The organism is Streptomyces sp. NPDC026575, from assembly GCF_055567415.1.
The window spans coordinates 346,767-362,461 of the sequence record NZ_JBVHQM010000005.1; the positions used below are offsets into that span (position 1 = coordinate 346,767).

Annotated in this window: 15 protein-coding genes and 1 pseudogene; 6 read left to right on the plus strand and 10 right to left on the minus strand. The window is 71.3% G+C overall.

All coding sequences use genetic code 11. The features are described 5' to 3' along the window. Window positions 1-91: 91 nt before the first annotated feature. Complete coding sequence (locus ACZ4NB_RS09565; RefSeq protein WP_467659725.1) at window positions 92-1,654, plus strand: hypothetical protein; 1,563 nt, start codon at window positions 92-94, stop codon at window positions 1,652-1,654. Window positions 1,655-1,844: 190 nt separating this feature from the next. Here ACZ4NB_RS09565 and ACZ4NB_RS09570 read toward each other — a convergent pair whose 3' ends face one another. Then, window positions 1,845-3,014, minus strand: a complete 1,170-nt coding sequence (locus ACZ4NB_RS09570; protein ID WP_467659727.1) for a macrolide family glycosyltransferase — start codon at window positions 3,012-3,014, stop codon at window positions 1,845-1,847. A 436-nt stretch (window positions 3,015-3,450) separates the two neighbouring features. Between ACZ4NB_RS09570 and ACZ4NB_RS09575 the strand changes: the two genes are divergently transcribed. Next, the gene (locus ACZ4NB_RS09575; protein WP_467659729.1) at window positions 3,451-3,699 is read left to right on the plus strand and encodes a hypothetical protein; all 249 of its coding nucleotides are present in this window, start codon (window positions 3,451-3,453) and stop codon (window positions 3,697-3,699) included. 193 nt (window positions 3,700-3,892) lie between these two features. On the opposite strand, the gene ACZ4NB_RS09580 is transcribed toward ACZ4NB_RS09575, so the two are convergent. Beyond that, entirely contained in the window at window positions 3,893-4,483 is a 591-nt protein-coding gene (locus tag ACZ4NB_RS09580) for a cysteine hydrolase family protein (protein ID WP_467659731.1), read from the minus strand. A 159-nt stretch (window positions 4,484-4,642) separates the two neighbouring features. On the opposite strand from ACZ4NB_RS09580, the gene ACZ4NB_RS09585 reads away from it, so the two are divergent. Then, on the plus strand, window positions 4,643-5,650 hold the full coding sequence (locus tag ACZ4NB_RS09585) for a GlxA family transcriptional regulator (RefSeq protein WP_467659733.1): 1,008 nt from the start codon (window positions 4,643-4,645) through the stop codon (window positions 5,648-5,650). 71 nt (window positions 5,651-5,721) lie between these two features. Here the strand turns inward: ACZ4NB_RS09585 and ACZ4NB_RS09590 are convergent, their stop codons facing one another. Beyond that, on the minus strand, window positions 5,722-6,204 hold the full coding sequence (locus ACZ4NB_RS09590; RefSeq protein WP_467659735.1) for a MarR family winged helix-turn-helix transcriptional regulator: 483 nt from the start codon (window positions 6,202-6,204) through the stop codon (window positions 5,722-5,724). 72 nt (window positions 6,205-6,276) lie between these two features. On the opposite strand from ACZ4NB_RS09590, the gene ACZ4NB_RS09595 reads away from it, so the two are divergent. Continuing rightward, window positions 6,277-7,128 (plus strand): alpha/beta fold hydrolase, encoded by an 852-nt coding sequence (locus ACZ4NB_RS09595; protein ID WP_467659737.1) that lies wholly within the window; start codon window positions 6,277-6,279, stop codon window positions 7,126-7,128. An 18-nt stretch (window positions 7,129-7,146) separates the two neighbouring features. Here the strand turns inward: ACZ4NB_RS09595 and ACZ4NB_RS09600 are convergent, their stop codons facing one another. Further along, on the minus strand, window positions 7,147-8,265 hold the full coding sequence (locus ACZ4NB_RS09600; RefSeq protein WP_467659739.1) for a PP2C family protein-serine/threonine phosphatase: 1,119 nt from the start codon (window positions 8,263-8,265) through the stop codon (window positions 7,147-7,149). 541 nt (window positions 8,266-8,806) lie between these two features. On the opposite strand from ACZ4NB_RS09600, the gene ACZ4NB_RS09605 reads away from it, so the two are divergent. Next, on the plus strand, window positions 8,807-9,430 hold the full coding sequence (locus ACZ4NB_RS09605) for a hypothetical protein (protein ID WP_467659741.1): 624 nt from the start codon (window positions 8,807-8,809) through the stop codon (window positions 9,428-9,430). Window positions 9,431-9,497: 67 nt separating this feature from the next. On the opposite strand, the pseudogene ACZ4NB_RS09610 reads toward ACZ4NB_RS09605, so the two are convergent. The 6 genes and pseudogenes from ACZ4NB_RS09610 to rox form a co-directional block, all read right to left on the minus strand. Continuing rightward, window positions 9,498-10,116 (minus strand): annotated as a pseudogene (locus ACZ4NB_RS09610) (flavodoxin family protein). Between the two features lie 151 nt (window positions 10,117-10,267). Continuing rightward, on the minus strand, window positions 10,268-11,137 hold the full coding sequence (locus ACZ4NB_RS09615) for a dienelactone hydrolase family protein (protein WP_467659743.1): 870 nt from the start codon (window positions 11,135-11,137) through the stop codon (window positions 10,268-10,270). 207 nt (window positions 11,138-11,344) lie between these two features. Beyond that, window positions 11,345-11,983 carry a DUF305 domain-containing protein gene (locus ACZ4NB_RS09620; protein WP_467659745.1) on the minus strand — a complete coding sequence of 213 codons (639 nt, stop codon included), beginning with the start codon at window positions 11,981-11,983 and terminating at the stop codon, window positions 11,345-11,347. An 85-nt stretch (window positions 11,984-12,068) separates the two neighbouring features. After that, window positions 12,069-12,491 carry a DUF6153 family protein gene (locus ACZ4NB_RS09625; protein ID WP_467659747.1) on the minus strand — a complete coding sequence of 141 codons (423 nt, stop codon included), beginning with the start codon at window positions 12,489-12,491 and terminating at the stop codon, window positions 12,069-12,071. A 155-nt stretch (window positions 12,492-12,646) separates the two neighbouring features. Then, window positions 12,647-13,000 carry a hypothetical protein gene (locus ACZ4NB_RS09630; RefSeq protein WP_467659749.1) on the minus strand — a complete coding sequence of 118 codons (354 nt, stop codon included), beginning with the start codon at window positions 12,998-13,000 and terminating at the stop codon, window positions 12,647-12,649. Window positions 13,001-13,141: 141 nt separating this feature from the next. Beyond that, window positions 13,142-14,605, minus strand: a complete 1,464-nt coding sequence (gene rox / locus ACZ4NB_RS09635) for a rifampin monooxygenase (RefSeq protein ID WP_467659751.1) — start codon at window positions 14,603-14,605, stop codon at window positions 13,142-13,144. 381 nt (window positions 14,606-14,986) lie between these two features. On the opposite strand from rox, the gene ACZ4NB_RS09640 reads away from it, so the two are divergent. Further along, on the plus strand, window positions 14,987-15,661 hold the full coding sequence (locus ACZ4NB_RS09640) for a hypothetical protein (RefSeq protein WP_467659753.1): 675 nt from the start codon (window positions 14,987-14,989) through the stop codon (window positions 15,659-15,661). The last annotated feature ends 34 nt before the right edge of the window (window positions 15,662-15,695 follow it).

Genomic DNA, 15,695 nt, shown 5'->3' on the forward strand with positions numbered 1-15,695 from the left:
TCGTTACCTGTCGGTAGCGGCGACCCCTGGGGCACCGCGTCTCGCGGACTCCCCCGGGTCCACCCCCACTTCACTTTTCCAGGACCCAACCTTGCGCAGATCCAGCAGAATTGCTCCTCTACTGGCCCTCACCACCGCGTCCCTGCTCGTCGCAGGGTGCTCGTCACCGGGATCCGATCCGTCCGCCGATGCGTCCGACGGCGGCAAGGAGCCCGCGGCCGCCGCCGGTTCGGCTGCCGCCCCGAAGCTGACCGTCAAGGGCACCGACGACGGCGACGACGGTGCCCAGAGCGCCGTGGCCCGGCCCGGCGGCAGCCACCCGGGACGACTCGCCCAGAAGTCCGCGCTCAAGGTGGCCTCCTTCGACCGCAACAGCGGACGGGCCGTCATCACCGCCCCGGCGGTGCGGCCTTCGCCGAGCAGGCCGGACGTCCCGTCGAAGTCGCCGGAGTCCGGCAGCCCGTCCGGATCGCCGACCGCCACGCCGTCCGCACCGACCTCCACGGCTCCGTCCACCGGCCCGTCCGACAACCCGTCCGCCACCCCCTCGAAGAGCGCGCCCGCGCCCAAGGCGGATGTGGCCGTCGGCGATGTCATCGCCAGCGCACCCGCACCCGGCGCGCCCCAGGGCGTCCTCGCCAAGGTCACCAAGGTCGTCGGCAAGACCGACCGGGGCACCGAGGTCAACACCGCCCCGGCCACGCTCGACGCGCTGCTCGGCGGTTCCACGGCGCACGGCACGGTGCCCGTCGACCCGTCCGCCATGAAGGTCGAGCCCATCGCCCCCAAGGTCAAGGTCTCCTGGGCCAAGACCGGCGGTCTGCACTTCGGCCCCAAGGGCGCCACGCTGCCCCTCGGCCGGCTGCGCCTGGACGTGGGCGCCTCGCTGCCCACGCCCTCCGGCGGCCCCGTCTCCGCCGAGGCGTCGGCCACCGGCTACGTCCAGCTCGCCCCCAAGGTCGACTTCTCCTACCAGGGCGGCAAGGGCGGCGGCGTCGGCGGCGCCTCGCTGACGCTGTCCGGCGACTGGTCCTCCCAGTGGGAGCTCAAGGGCCGGGCGGCCGCCTCCACGGAGGCCGAGCCGCTGCGGCTGCCCTTCGCCAAGCTGCACGCCGACCCCGTCATCCAGGTCGGTCCGGTGCCGGTCGTGGTCAACCTCGACCTCACCTGCTACCTCCAGGTCGACGCCGACGGCAAGGCCAGTGTCGACGTCAAGCAGGACCTCAAGGGCGACTTCACCGTCGGCGGCAGCTACCAGCTCGCCAAGGGCTGGGCCTCGATAGCCAAGGCCAAGATGCACGGCACTCCGGTACGGGCCACCGCGGCCGCCGCCGGTAAGGTCAAGGCATCCCTCGGCGCCGAGGCCAGCGTCGGCCTCTACGGCGCCGTCGGCGTCACCGCGGACGTCGCCCCCTATCTGCGCGCCGAGGTCGCCGGCACCGCCTCCGCCGACTCGAACGGCTCCGCCTCGGCCACCGGCAGCTGGGCGGCCTACGGCGGTATCGACGTCTCGGGCGCACTCCGTGCCCACCTCGACATCTTCGGCACGCCGATCTTCGACCGCCGCATCCCGCTGGGCACGCTGAACCGCGAGTGGAAACTGGCCGGCGGCAAGGGAACGGTGAGCCGCACCCCTGCGGGAAGGCAGCGCTGAGGACACCCGCCCGCACCACTCCCCCAACGGGCTGACGCCGTGCGCGACCGGCTCGCGGCGTGCTGGGCGCTTCGGTCGGCGAAGGTGTGCCGACCGAAGCGCCCCGGCGCGTCAGGGCGCTGTTGGCCGGCCGGCTCACGCCGCCGACTCGCCCCCGGCCACGCCCGATGACGACGTCATACGACGTCGTTCAGCGGAGGTACTCCTCGACCAGGTCCGCGCTGCGGGTCGCTCCGCCGCTCTCCCGCACGACCTTCTGCATCCGGTCCAGGCTGGCGCGTACCGCACTGTCGGAGGTGACCCGGGCGACGGTGGCACGCAGCGACTCGGCGGTGACCGTGGCGGGGTCCAACTGCTCGCCGAGCCCCAGCTCCTGTGCCCGCCCGGCGTTGGCGGCCTGCTCGGGCATCTGCGGGACGGTGATCAGCCCGACGCCGTAATACAGGGACTCCATCGTGGAGTTCATACCGGCGTGGGAGACGAAGGCCGCGGCACGCCGCAGCACGGCCGGCTGCGGGAATCGCGGCCGGACGTCGAAGTTCGGCGGTATGTCCCCCAGCACCGCGGTATCCAAATCGCCGACGGACATCGCCACTTGATACGGCCCGTCGGCGAACGCCTCGATGCAGGTGCGGTAGAACTCGGGCCGGTCGTTGAAGACCGTACCCAGGGATATGAACAGTACGGGTGCCTCAGGATCCGCCGGCGTCCACGGTTCGGCCTCTTCGCGGCTGCCCAGCGAGGGGCCCACGAACTGGAAGCGGTCGTCGAAGGTGTCCCCGGCGGGCTGGAACTCGCGGGGTACGAAGACGAGGTTCAGCTTCTCGACCACGTCCAGGCTCGACGGATCGAGCGCGATTCCGTGGTCGGCGGAGAATTCCGCACAGCCTTCGACGACCGCGGCCGCGACGGGATTGTCCTCGCCGAGACCTTCCAGGAACCCGCTCATCAACGAAAAGGATTCGTTCGAGGCGAGGTTCGGAATGCAGCGCACTGCGGGCAGGCCCAGCTGCTCGGCGAGAATCCGGGGCGCCCAGCTCATCGCGTCGTAGCAGATCGCGTCCGGCGACTCGGTGGCGCAGTACTCCTGCAGGATCGGGAAGGTCGCGCTCGTCGCCTTGAAGAGATGGCGAAGGAACAGGCCGAACGTTTCGGGACCGAACTCGTGGGGGATCGGGATGTGTTCCGGTGTCGGCAGCTCCACCCAGCGGGCACCGGCCCGGGTGACGACCTCGGCGTGTTCGGCCGTGGTGGCGTAGTCCACGCGGTGCCCGCGCCGTACCAGTTCCTCAACCAACGGCAATGTGGGGTTGACGTGCCCGTGCCCCAAAAGGGCTACGAATAACAGGTGTTTCGGCATACGCCGATGCTACCCAGTCCGGATTCACCGGCCTTGGGCTCCCCCTGCATGTGACGAGATCCGCCCCACACGAGGAAGCGAGGGGCGGACTTCAAGCCGTGGAACGCCTCCGGTCGATCGGCGACGGACGTCGGTAACGAAGCGCGCGCCGAGCCCGCCGTCCGACAGTCGGGTGACAGGGCCGCGCGGAAAGCCCACCGAACCCGGGCGCCGGCGGACCGGCACCGGCACACGCCCACCGGACGTCCGGCCGAAGCTCCCTGCGGTCACCGGGTTTCCGGGGACATCCGCCGAACGGGTCGGCCGGCACCGGTTTGCGGCGGCCACGGGATTCGGCGCGCCGTCGGCATATTACCGACTATTTCGTATTAGCCTTTCGTCACCTCACGAAGTCGATCAATCGTAGATCGTATACGCTCAATCCACCGGAGATGAAATGTGCAAGCTTCGCAAGGCTGCCGTGGGGATCGCCGCCCTCGGTAGCGTCGCCATCCTTGGCGCCGGTACCGCCCATGCCGACGGCGGCCCGGGCGGCGGCTCCTCGTTTCAGATCATGCAGGGCAGTTCGTGCAGGTCATACGATCTGGGTGTGGATGTCCTCGGCGAGGTCGGCATCGTCGGCGGTCTGCAGTCCACCGCCCTGGGTTCGTCCATCGGCTGCAACAACGCCTTCCTGAAGAAGTAACCGGGCGGCGAACAACTCGCCCGGCCGATTCATATGTTTTTTCACCGGGTGAAATGCGCCCGGCCGGAAATCCTGCTCACTCGGCCGCCGGTCCGCGCCCGCACACCGGCGAAATGGGGCCGGACCACGGTCTCGCGGGGCGGACTGCGGCGTCCTCAGTGGTGAATTTCCTCGAATTCCCCCGGACCTGCCGTCAGTTCAAGGTCGCGCCGGACGGGACGACGACGCCGTAGAGGTCGCCGATCGTCGCGAGCGCGCTGTGGTGGAGCTGCTCGGCGGACAGATCGGCGACCGCCGTCTTCAAGGGGCGCGTCGCGCAGGCGTCGGCGACGACGGTGGGCCGGTTGCCGCGCAGGAACGCGCTCGCCGCCGTGAAGGTCACGCACATGTGTGTCATGAACCCGGCGATGATGACGTCCTTCTTCCCGGCGGCGTCGAGACGGTCACCGAGATCGGTGCCGACGAACGCGTCGGGCACGGTCTTGACGACGACGGACTCACCCTCGATGGGCGCCACACGGGGGTGGATCCGGCCGATTTCCGCCTGGACGTCGTACGGGGTTCCCTCACCGCCGTCGTTGATGACATGGATGACCTCGGCACCCGCGCGCCTGGCCCGGGCCAGCAGCGCGGCGGCCGAGTCGAGGGCGGACTCCCAGCCGGTCAGCTCCATCACGCCGCGGGTGTAGGTGTTCTGATAGTCGATCAGAAGCAGGGTCGCGTCGGACAGGGACGCCGGCGTCTGATCGAAGCCATTGAGTTCCCGCAGAGTCGTCGTAGGCATTGCCGCACCTTCTTGGGCTAGGTGTCGAAAGAATCGGGCCACCACGCGGTGGCGCATTCCACGCTACGATCCGCCCCACATGGCGGCAATGTCATGCAACTTGCAGATACCGACACTCGGTGCGCCGCCACCTCACCGTGGCCGCGCGGAGGGAGACCCTTGAGCGGCCTGGAACGGTGCATCGTCGTCCTGCTCTTCGACGGCGTCGACCTGCTGGACGTCACCGGGCCGCCGGAGGTGTTCGCCCTGCTGCGGCGGGAGGTGGACGACGCGTCGGGCTACCGCGTCGTGCTGGCCGCCGAAACCATGGACCCCGTGACCACCGCCGCCGGGGTGCGCGTCCTCCCCGACACCACGTTCCAGGAGGCGTCCGGGAGGAGCATCGACACCCTTCTGGTTCCCGGCTCGGTCGAGGTCGACGACCAACGCCGGGTGCACGCCATCACCGATCCCACCGTGGTCCACTGGGTGAAGACGCTCGCCGGCAGATCACGGCGCATCGCCTCCGTCTGCGTGGGAGCGCATCTCCTCGCGGCCGCGGGGCTGCTGGACGGCAGACGCGCCACGACCCACTGGTCGACCGCGCGGCAGCTCGCCGCCGAGCATCCGTCGATCGAGGTCGACGCCGACCCGATCTTCATCCGCGACCACGAGGTGTGGACCGGCGCGGGCATCACCGCCTGCCTCGACCTGTCCCTCGCCCTGGTCGCCGAGGACTTCGGCGAGGCCGTCGCGCTGCGCGTCGCCCGGCAGCTGGTGATGTACCTGAAACGACCGAGCGGGCAGAGCCAGTTCAGCGTCCCGATCGAACCGGTCTCGACGACCCGGCGCATGGACGATCTCCGGCTGTACATCACGCGGAACCTCGCCGAGCAGCTCACCGTCGCCGATCTCGCCGCATACGCCCACGTCAGCGATCGGCAGCTCACCCGCATCTTCAAGACGGAACTCGGTGTGACCCCGGGCGCCTACCTCGAATCGGCCCGCGTCGAAGTGGCCCGGAACCAACTGGAATCCACCGATGACACCCTCGAACGTGTCGCCTCCGCCTGCGGGTTCAACACGACCGCCACCCTGATCCGTGCGTTCCGCCGCAAGCTCCGTACGACACCGACCGAGTACCGCAACCGCTTCCGGCATTCCGGCGGCTCCGCGGACGAGCATTAGGGCCTGTCCGACCCCGACCCATCGGACAGGCCCTAGCCGCCCGCCACGGGAGTGCCCGGCGCCCACCCGCGTCATGCGCCCCCGGAGGCCGCCGCCCGTCGGCCCTGGCGGCCGGCGGCCACGACGTCGCGCATCGAGAGCAGGAAGCGCCGTACGGCGGCCAGTTCCGGCTCGTCGAAGGAGGCCATCGCCGCGACCATCTCGCGGATCAGTGGCCCGAAGAACGACCAGCCCATGGAGACTGCCTTGTCCTCCACGGCCAGCAGCACGCGGCGGCGATCGCGGGTGTCCCGCTCCCGGCGGACGAGTCCCAGCCGCTCCAGTCGGTCGATCAGCGCGGTGGTCGATGCCGAGTTCACCCCCAGCTGGGCGCCGAGCCATCCGGGGGTGGCGGTGCGACCGGCCCGGCCGGCGTCCAGCAGGTGGATCAGCGCGCGTACGTCCGTGGGGTGCAGTCCGTTGTCGTCGGCGAACTCGGCGCCGAAGAGGTCGAGTTCCACCGTCACGGCGCGCAGCAGATGGACCAGTTGGAGCGCGGGGTCCTGGTCGTCCATGCGTTCCTCCGAGCTATTATCTCGATGATCGAGAGTTTCGGTTGTCGAACAATATCGGGTCATTCTGCCTGGGTGGGAGTGGTCGTGGGCGATGAGGCGGAGTTCTTCGCGGCGTACGACGCCGCGCTGCGGCGCTGGCCGGTGGCGGTGCGCAGTATCGACGTGCCGTCCGCCTACGGCACCACGCGTGTCCAGGTCTGCGGCCCCCAGGACGGCACCCCGCTCCTCCTCCTGCCCGGCGGCGGCAGCACGTCGCTGGTGTGGTTCGCCACCGTCGAGGAGCTCGCCCGCACCCATCGGGTGTACGCCGTCGACCTGATGGGCGACATCGGCCGCAGCGTGCACGACGGGGCGCCGTTGCGCGGTGCCGGGGACCTGATGGCCTGGCTGGACGGGGTCTGCGAGGCACTGGGGCTGAACGGGGCACAGCTGTGCGGCCACTCCTACGGGGCCTGGATCGCCTTGAACTACGCGCTCCACGCGCCCCACCGGGTCGACCGGCTCGCCCTGCTCGAACCCACCGGCTGCTTCGCCCCGCTGAGCCCGCGCTACCTGCTGCGTGCGGCGCCGCTGCTGCTCGGGCGCACCGCCGAGCGGGAGCGCGCCTTTCGCCGCTGGGAGACCGGCGGCGCCTCCGAGGACCCCGACTGGGAGGCGTTCCTGGACAGCACCGCGAGCGCCCGGCGCTCGAAGGTCGTGGTGATGCGCCGACCCGGGGCTGCGGAGCTGCGGGCCTGTACCGTCCCCACCCTCGTGCTGCTGGCCGGGCGCAGCCGGGCGCACGATGTCCGGCGGGTGGCCGTCGCGGCTCGTCGGCTGCTGCCGCAGGTGGCCGTCGTGACCGTACCGGACGCCGCACACCATTCCGTCCCGACCGAGCGACCGGCCGAACTCAACCGGGCGCTGCGGGAGTTCCTGGGCTGAGCACGATGCTCCCCGGACCTACGCGGGTTCCTGGGCGCGGCCGTTGTCCCGCGTGACCGCGAGCAGCGCCAAATCGTCGGTGATACGGCCGCCGGTGTGCTCGCTCACCTCGGCGAGCAGGGTGCCGAGCAGCGCCTCCGGGCCGGGAAACTCCCGTCCGGTCAGGCCGGCGCCCGGGTCGTAGAAGTCCCCGGCGCGATTGCGCGCCTCGGTCAGGCCGTCGGTGTACAGCAGGAGGGTGGACCCCGGGGGGAAGGGCACCGTGTCGGCACGGTCCTGGTCGGTGCCCAGTTCCGCCAGCCCCCAGGGGAGAGCCGGCTCGGAGGGCTCCGCGCTGTGCACACGGCCGGCGTGCAGCAGCAGGGGGGCGGGGTGGCCGCGGTTGACCAGTCGCAGTTCATCGCCGCCGTGCGGGATCTCGACGAGCACGCCGGTGACGAACCCCTCGGTCCGCTCGGGACCCGCCCGCCGGTCCCGCTCCCGCACCAGTGCCCGCTCCAGCCTGGCGGCGATGCCGGTGAGCGTGGCCTCCTCCTCGGCGGCCTCCCGGAACACCCCCATGGCCACGGTCACCACCTTGACGGCGTCCATGCCCTTGCCCCGTACGTCGCCGACCAGGCAGCGCACGCCGTACGGGGTGTCCTGCGCACCGTAGATGTCGCCGCCGATCTGAGCGTCCTTCACGGCCGCCTGGTAGCGCACCGCGATCCGCAGCGGTCCGACCGTCGCCGGCAGCTGCGGCAGCACCGCGCGCTGCACGGCGAGGGCGACCCTGCGCGCCGACTGCAGTCGCACATTGCTGTAGTACATGAGGCGGTTGACGACGATGGCGAGGGCCGAGACGGTCGCGACCGCCGCCAGCTCGCTGCGCCCCCCGGAGTTCCCCATGAAACCGAAGTGGCTGAGCAGCGCGAAGTCGGCGACGCAGGCGCCGATGGCCGCCAGGATCGTCGCGCGCAGCGACAGCAGCGCCGCGGCGGTCATCGGCGCGGCGGTGTAGAAGGCCTCTCCGCTGAAGTGCGGCGAGGTGTGGTAGTCGAGGAAGGCGCCTCCGACGAGCAGGATGACGGGCAGCAGCTGGAGGTGGCGCAGGAACCAGCGTCTGACGGTGGTGCGACCCGCGCTCGCTGCCCTCACGTACCCGCTCCCGCTCTGTCCGCGCTACGACGTGTCAAGCATCGTCGTGCGGGATTGCCGCTGCCAGTCGTGGCGCGGCCGTACGGTCCGCGCAGGTCACCGGGCGGACCGGAAAAGCGCAGGTGGGAGGCTTGGGGGCGGGGCCAGTGGAGTGAGCGGGCGAGGGGGGCGACGGTGGCTTCGGCGGACCGCGGACGCGGGCGGGGATTCCGGCGCCGGGTGCCGTCGTACCCCGTCTGGACGTCCACAGCGCGCGAAGTCCGCCCCTGGGTGCAAATATGAAGATAACTCCGGTGGCCCCGGGTCGCGTCCAGGAAGGCGCGACCCGGGGCCGATTTATGCGGGTGGATCGACTTCCGATGGTGCGTCAACCGCTCCACGACCGAGAGAGAACGCCCCGTGGCGTCCGATGTGCCCGTATCGCCCGCATCGCGAGCAGGCTTGACTCGCGCACGTCAGCACTTTAGGTTCGCCTAACCTTACTTCTGAACGAAAGTTTTCAGCCATGCCCAGATCCCTGGTGAAGAACGAGAGCTGACCGGTGCCCGCGACCTCCGACAGAGCCTTGGCCACCGCGGTCCCCCAGCCCGCCGGGGTCCCGGGGCGGCCCGCACCCGCCGAGCGCGGCGGCACCGCGCGCCACCACCCGCCCACGCCGGGCTGGGCGCTGATCCTGCTGGGCGTCCTCTGCTCGGCAGTCCTCGCGGCGCTGTGCTGGGTGGCCGGCCACCTCCACGCCGATCCGCCGCTGCAGACCGCGGCCCGCTTCGTGCATCTCGTCGCGCTCGTCGTCGGGCTCGGGTCCGTGCTCGCCGTCGACTGGTTCGCCATCCTGTGGGTGCTCGGACGGCGGCGCCTCGCCGATGTCCTGCACACCGCCGGCACCCTGCAGCTCCCCATCTGGACCGGGCTGACCGGGCTCGTCGTCACCGGGCTGTTCCTCCGCCCGGACCTGGCTTCGCCGCTGACCGAGGTCAAGCTCGGGCTGGTCCTGGCCATCACCCTCAACGGCCTGTACGCCCATTGGCTCGGTCAGCGCCTTGAGCAGTACCGGGATGCCGAGGCGCCTCGCCGGCTGCTCATCCGGGCCGGAGCCGTTGCCGCCGTGAGCCAGCTCGGCTGGTGGGGCGCCAGCCTGATCGGCTTCCTCAACAGCCAGTCGTGATCGGGCAGTTCATGTCGGCCTCGCCGGCTGCATGCTCGGCGCGGCTGCGCGCGGGCCGTATCGTCGGCTACTGCTCCGCGGCCCCGTCCTCATGGGGGAACCGGGCGAGCGGGGTCGCATTCTGGAAGAACGTCTTGGCCCGGATCATCGCTCGTTCGTCGTCGCGCACCTGACCGGGCCGGGAGCCGTTGCCGAACAGCACCCCGCCGAACCGCATCCGCAGATACGCCGCCGTGTGGTTGAGGGTGGTCTCCAGTCCGTCGGCGACGACCTCGTCGCGGTCCGCCATGGCGGTCACCCCCCACAGCGTCCGACCCGCCATCCGCGCCTGGAAGTCCAGGCCCGGGACCGACAGCCAGCCCGACCAGTAGTCGAGGTAGCGCTTGGTCTGCGCGGAGAGGGTGTACCAGTACAGGGGCGAGGGCGAGGACGATGTCGGTGGCCTCCAGTGTGGCCTGCCGCAGTATCTCCTCGTTCTCCCCGGCCGGCCAGCCGCCGGTCTCGTGCCGGCCGTCCTGGAAGTCGGGCAGCGGCAGCCGGGTCAGGTCCACCCAGCGCTGCGGGACCTCGGCGGGCAGCTGCTCGGCGGCGGCCCGGGCGAGGGTCTCGGTGTTGCCGTCGGGGCGAGAGCTGCCGAGGACGAAGAGGAACGAACGGTCCGTGCCCTGGGGCGCGTCGATGGTCATGTCTGCTCCGGTCTCGGACCCTCGGGCGCGGCCGCCGCAGCGGTGTGACGCCGGCCGCCGCCCTCGGGGATCGGTGAGTTCCTCGCTTCCAACCCGCCGTCGCCAGGGGATATTCCAACGGTGAACGAGCCGTGGGCGAACGAGCCGGCGGTCAGCGATCCGTCAGGTGCGGCGGCCCGGTTTCCGCGGAACCGTCGCCGGGCTCTTCGAGCAGACGGGTACGGAAGTGGTCGAGCACCTGGTCCAGCGCCGCACGGGTCGGCTGGCCGGGTTCGTCGATGAGATGCTCGGTGAGTACGGCGTGCGGCGGCATCGCGGCCCGGGGGTTGGCGGTGGAGTCGTCGAGTTCGACGGCGGTGAAGGCGTCACCGAGTTCGCGGCGCAGAAAGGCGAACCGGTCCCCCGGCACCAGCCGGTCCCCGCGGAAGCGCAGACCCATGACCCGCAGACCGTCGCGTGCGCAGCGGCCCCGTACGGCGGCGAGGTCCTCGGCGGAGATGTCGATACCGCCGGCCCGGCTCTTGGTGACGGCCAGCGGCAGGGACGGCTGGGACAGTACGGGGGCGAGCAGCCGCTCATCGGCGGCCATGGCCAGGGCGAAGCCGCCGGTCAGACACATGCCGAGGGCTCCGACCCCGGGGCCGCCGCAGCGCCGGTGCTCCGCTGCGGCCAGCGCCCGCAGCCAGGTCACCACGGGGGAGGTCCTGCCGGTGGCCAGTACGGTGAATTCCCGGCTCACACACACCTGCCACATGGACGAGGCCGTGTAGAGGCCGGACCTCAACCGGCCGTCGTGCTTGGGGTGGGCCGAGCGGCCGGGTGTACCGAAGAGCACCGGGAGCACCGCGGTGCAGCCGATCGCGGCCACGCGTTCCGCGAACTCCAGGACCTTGGGCGTGATGCCCGGGATCTCCGCGATGACGATCACCGCGGGCCCCGTACCGCGCCGCAGGATCCGGCGGGTGCTGCCGTCGTGGGTGAAGGTGCCACGTGCGAAGCCGCTCAGGTCATGATCTGCCATGGAATACCACCGTCCTGGTCGCGTGCTGCTCACCGGCGGGGCGCCTCGCCCATGGCCGATGTGGTGCAGCGCGAGACTACCCAGCGGTAGCCCTGTGCGGCTGCGGCGGCCTCGCCGCCCGCGTCGGCGCACTTCGTGACGGCGGGTCGGCCCAGGCGTATGCGGCGGGGGCGGCCGGTGACCGCCCCCGCGCGCAGGCCCGTCCGGTCAGCCCTTGCCGAGCAGCTTGTTCATCCGGGCGATCTCGGCGCTCTGGGAGGAGACGATGTCGCCGGCCATGTCCTTGGCGGGCCGGTAGCCGCCGTCGGCCTGCTCGGACTTGGCCATCTCGACCGCGCCTTCATGGTGCTTGACCATCATCTTGAGGAACGCGGTGTCGAACGCCCTGCCGGAGGACTTCTCCAGTGCGTCCATCTCCTCGGGCGCCATCATCCCGGCCATGGAGCCCATGGAGTGCCCGGCGTGCTCCATGCCTCCGTGCTCCTCGGGCACCTGCTCGCCCCAGGAGGTCAGCCATCCGGACAGCTTCTCGATCTCCGGGTCCTGGGCCTTCTTGATCTCCCCGGCGAGCTTCTTGACCTCCGCGGACCGGGTACGGCCCGCGACGAGTTCCGCCATCTGCACCGCCTGGCGGTGGTGCGGGATCATCCCCGTCGCGAAGGAGACGTCGGCGGCGTTGTGCCCGCCCTTCTCGGCGGACGCCGACGCGGTGGGCGCGGCCTTGTCGTGGCCTTGGTGGCCGGCCGAGCTGTCGCCGGTTCCGCCGCAGGCGGCGAGTACGACGGCGGCGGTGGCCGCGGCCGCCACGGCTGTGGCGCGGCGGACCAGGGAACGGCGTGCGGTCATGGTGAAGCAACTCCTGTGCGTGGATGCGTGATACGGGCTCGACGGGCGAGGGCACCGGCCGAGTGGCCGGGTCGCCGGGGCCGCCCTATATGCGCAGGAGTTGCAGTTCGCTCAGTGAGGGTGGGGCACGTCCGCCCAGCGACGCCGCCGGCACCGCTACCGGCGCGGCCGCGCCGACACAGGTGGCCGTGCCGGCCGGGGCCAGGGCAGGGAGCACGGGGGCCGCGCTCGTGCCGCCGGCCGCGCAGGTCCCGTCCGCGTGCTGAGCGTGCCCGCCGGCGCCGCCGTGATGTGCGTGCGGACAGTCGCCGCAGCCCGCCGCCTCCGTGTGTGCCGGGAGCGCGGCCGGTGCCGTGTGAGGGGCCGCCGGCGCGGTGTGCGCCGACGCCGGGGGGACGGCAGGCGCCAGGCCGTGCATGGCCAACACCCCCGCGAGCACGGCCAGCACCAGCAGCACACGGGCCCGCGCCCCAGGGGGCCGGGCCGTACGCCGCGCGTGCTGTCTCATGCCCTGCATCGTAGACGGCGGGCGTCCGGCGCCGTTCCCCGGCCACCGCCGCGGAGCGGGCCGCTCGGGGCGGGTGCGCCAGCCGTGGGTCACATCGTGCGCGGCGACCGATGTCCCAACCGGCCGCCGCCTTCATGGTGTTGCGGAGCGGATGCTCAGCCCATGCCGCCGGCACCGAAGCCGGGGCCGGAGCTTCCGTTGGCGTTGCTCCAGTCGCGCCCGTTGCCGCCGCTCATGTCGCTGCCGCCGCTCATGTCCCGGCCGCTGCCGTTGCTCATATCGCGTCCGCCGCCGTTGCTCATGTTGCCTCCGCCGCTCCAGTCGCGCCCCGCGGCACCCGCTTCGTTCCCGCCGGGGTTCGCGTCGCGTGCCTCGGGGCGCGAGTCGGCGGTCTGGGTGATGGTGCCGACGACTTCATCGCTACCTGCGTCGGCGGCAGCGGTCCCGGCGGCGGTCAGGACCGTAACGGCAGCCAGGGCGGCTGCGGCCAGAGTGGCACGCACTCGCATTGCGCTCTCCTATCAGTAGGTGTGGAATCACCCTTTTCCGACTACTTTGATATCCATACCGTCAGTGACGACATACACTCGGATGGGCCACTGAGCGTGCCCGGAGTGCGTAATTGAGGTAGAGGGAATGTCGATACGGGCTCAGCCGGCGGCACCGAACCACCGTGGCAGCCGACCGAGCAGATCCCGCTGGTCGTCACCGACCCATGCCACATGGCCGTCCGGCCGCAGCAGCACCGCCGGCACGTCCAGTTCCTCGCTGACGTCGACGACGTGGTCGACCCGATCGGCCCAACCCTCCACCGAGAGCCGGCCGGTCTGGTCGAGCAGCAGCCCGCGGCCGCCGTGCATCAGCTCGTACAGGCGCCCCCGCTTCAGCCGCACGTCCCGCATCCGCGCACCGAGCAGTTCATGGCCCTCGCCGAAGTCGTAGCGGACCCCGACCGCGGTGATCATCTCGGTCACGTACCGGTTCACCTCCTCGAAGTCCATCAGCTTCGAGAACAGCTCGCGCAGCGCGGTCGCACCCGGATCGGTCCCCAGCAGCGTGATCTGGGCGCGGGTGTTGTCCAGTACGCGGGCGCCCACCGGGTGCCGTTCGGCGTGGTAGCTGTCCAGCAGCCCCTCCGGAGCCCAGCCGCCGACCGCGGCGGCCAGCTTCCAGCCGAGGTTGAAGGCGTCCTGCACACCGAGGTTGAGCCCCTGTCCGCCGGTCGGCGGGTGGATATGGGCCGCGTCGCCGGCCAGCAGCACCCGGCCGACCCGGTAGCGCTCGGCCTGCCGGGTGGCGTCGCCGAACCGGGACAGCCAGCGCGGTGAGTGCACGCCGAAGTCGGTACCCGCGACCGCCCGCAGCCGCCGCTTGAACTCCTCCAGGGTCGGCGCGGTCGCACGGTCCTCGGCCACGTCCTCGGCGGGCACGACGACCCGGTACGTCCCGTCCCCGTTGGGGATGGTGCCGAACCGCAGCTGGGTCTTGCGGACTTCCGCGACGACGGCCTCGACCGTCTCCGGGTCCTCCGCCAGCTCCATATCGCCCAGCAGCGTCTCGACGGTGGCGGGTACGCCGGGGAAGCCGACGCCGAGCAGCTTGCGCACCGCGCTGCGGCCGCCGTCGCACCCGACGAGGTAGCGCGAGCGCAGCCGCGTGCCCCCCTCGGTGGCCGCTCCCCCCTTGTCGAAGGTGCCCCCACTTGCCAGCTCGACGGTCACCCCGTCGTCGTCCTGGCTCAGCCCGACCACTTCGCAGCCGCGTCGGATCTCGGCGCCGAGTTCGAGGGCGCGCTCGTTGAGCAGCCGCTCGGTGACCGGCTGAAGGGTCGACAGGCCGTAGGGGTGTGCCGTGTCCAAGCGGTCCGGCCACGGCTTCATCAAACCGCCGAAGAGGCCGCCGACCTGGAACTTCTCACTGACCGCGAGGAAGCGGTCCAGCAGGCCGCGCTGGTCCATCAGCTCGACGCTGCGTGTGTGCAGCCCGCGCCCGCGGGACTCCTTGGTCGGCTCGGTCAGCTTCTCCAGCACGACCACGTGCACGCCGTGCAGCCGCAGTTCGCCCGCCAGCGTCAGCCCGGTAGGGCCACCGCCGACAATGATCACGTCGATCATCACAATCCCCGTTTCCGCAGGTCCTGGCTTCGAGCGGAGATTCTGCGGCATGACCCGGGCCTTGCCGCAAGGCCCCCCGTGCGCTATACGTTGAGAGTGGCAAGGAGCGGGCGACACCCTCCTTGCCTTTGTTTTTGTCGTCCGCTGTGGACGGATGGCCGACGGCCTCCCGCGCCGGACCGCGCCGTCCGCGCGAGGACGGAGCCCACTCGCCACCCTCGCCGTCGAGCCCCCGTGCCCTCATCGTTATGTGGGACCAATGGGGCAAGTGATGTGGTCCGCGACATAAGCGTTTTGAGGTGTCTTGACGAACTCCCGGGGACGCAGGAAGCTGAGCCGCCCCCCACGGCAACCCCTTCCTCTTTCACCGTTGGAATGCCCATGCGCCCGCTTGTTTTCGCAGGCTCGCTCACGGCCGCCGTGGCCGCGCCCCTGCTGCTCGCCCCTTCCGCTTACGCCACCGCCCCCGGCGACAACGGCACCGTGAAGATCCACGATGCCCGGACCGGGACGGAGCTCCGTAAGAACGAGCCCCACGTGTGCACCTTCTACCTCGACGCCTTCGGCTTCGACGCCGGTCAGCGGGTCGACTGGCATATCGAGTCCTGGGCCCCGACCGCCGACGTCAAGGGCCGGACCGTGAAGTCCGGTGCCCTGACCCTCGACGGCGAGGGACACGGCCGTACGCAGGACCTGTCCCTGCCCGACGGCCACTACAAGCTCTTCTGGAACTTCGACGGCGAGCACGGCAAGGCCAAGCACAAGGTCTTCTGGACCGACTGCGAGGACGACGACACCCAGCCGGGCGGCGGCAAGCCCTCGACGCCCGCCACCGCGTCCCCCACCGAGGAGGCCCCCGCCACCCCCGCCTCGTCCGCCCCTGCGGACACCGCCCCGACCTCCGCGGCCTCGCCGTCGCCGTCCGAGAAGAGCACCGGCGACCTCGCCGAGACCGGCAACGGCGCCCCCGTCGGCCTGCTGGCCACGACGGCCGCCGGGCTCGTCGCGGCCGGCGGCTACCTGGTGCTGCGCCGCCGCAAGGCACAGCGGCACTGACCCGGCGGCGCCCCCGTGCTCGCTCTGGGCACGG

Excerpts from the sequence above, each read along its gene's own strand:
- ACZ4NB_RS09580 (WP_467659731.1), bottom strand. The coding sequence starts at position 4,483 with ATGCCTACGACGACTCTGCGGGAACTCAATGGCTTCGATCAGACGCCG.
- ACZ4NB_RS09590 (WP_467659735.1), bottom strand. The coding sequence starts at position 6,204 with ATGGACGACCAGGACCCCGCGCTCCAACTGGTCCATCTGCTGCGCGCC.
- ACZ4NB_RS09630 (WP_467659749.1), bottom strand. The coding sequence starts at position 13,000 with ATGCGAGTGCGTGCCACTCTGGCCGCAGCCGCCCTGGCTGCCGTTACG.
- ACZ4NB_RS09575 (WP_467659729.1), top strand. The coding sequence starts at position 3,451 with ATGTGCAAGCTTCGCAAGGCTGCCGTGGGGATCGCCGCCCTCGGTAGC.
- ACZ4NB_RS09625 (WP_467659747.1), bottom strand. The coding sequence starts at position 12,491 with ATGAGACAGCACGCGCGGCGTACGGCCCGGCCCCCTGGGGCGCGGGCC.
- ACZ4NB_RS09570 (WP_467659727.1), bottom strand. The coding sequence starts at position 3,014 with ATGCCGAAACACCTGTTATTCGTAGCCCTTTTGGGGCACGGGCACGTC.
- ACZ4NB_RS09620 (WP_467659745.1), bottom strand. The coding sequence starts at position 11,983 with ATGACCGCACGCCGTTCCCTGGTCCGCCGCGCCACAGCCGTGGCGGCC.
- ACZ4NB_RS09615 (WP_467659743.1), bottom strand. The coding sequence starts at position 11,137 with ATGGCAGATCATGACCTGAGCGGCTTCGCACGTGGCACCTTCACCCAC.
- ACZ4NB_RS09640 (WP_467659753.1), top strand. The coding sequence starts at position 14,987 with ATGCGCCCGCTTGTTTTCGCAGGCTCGCTCACGGCCGCCGTGGCCGCG.
- rox (WP_467659751.1), bottom strand. The coding sequence starts at position 14,605 with ATGATCGACGTGATCATTGTCGGCGGTGGCCCTACCGGGCTGACGCTG.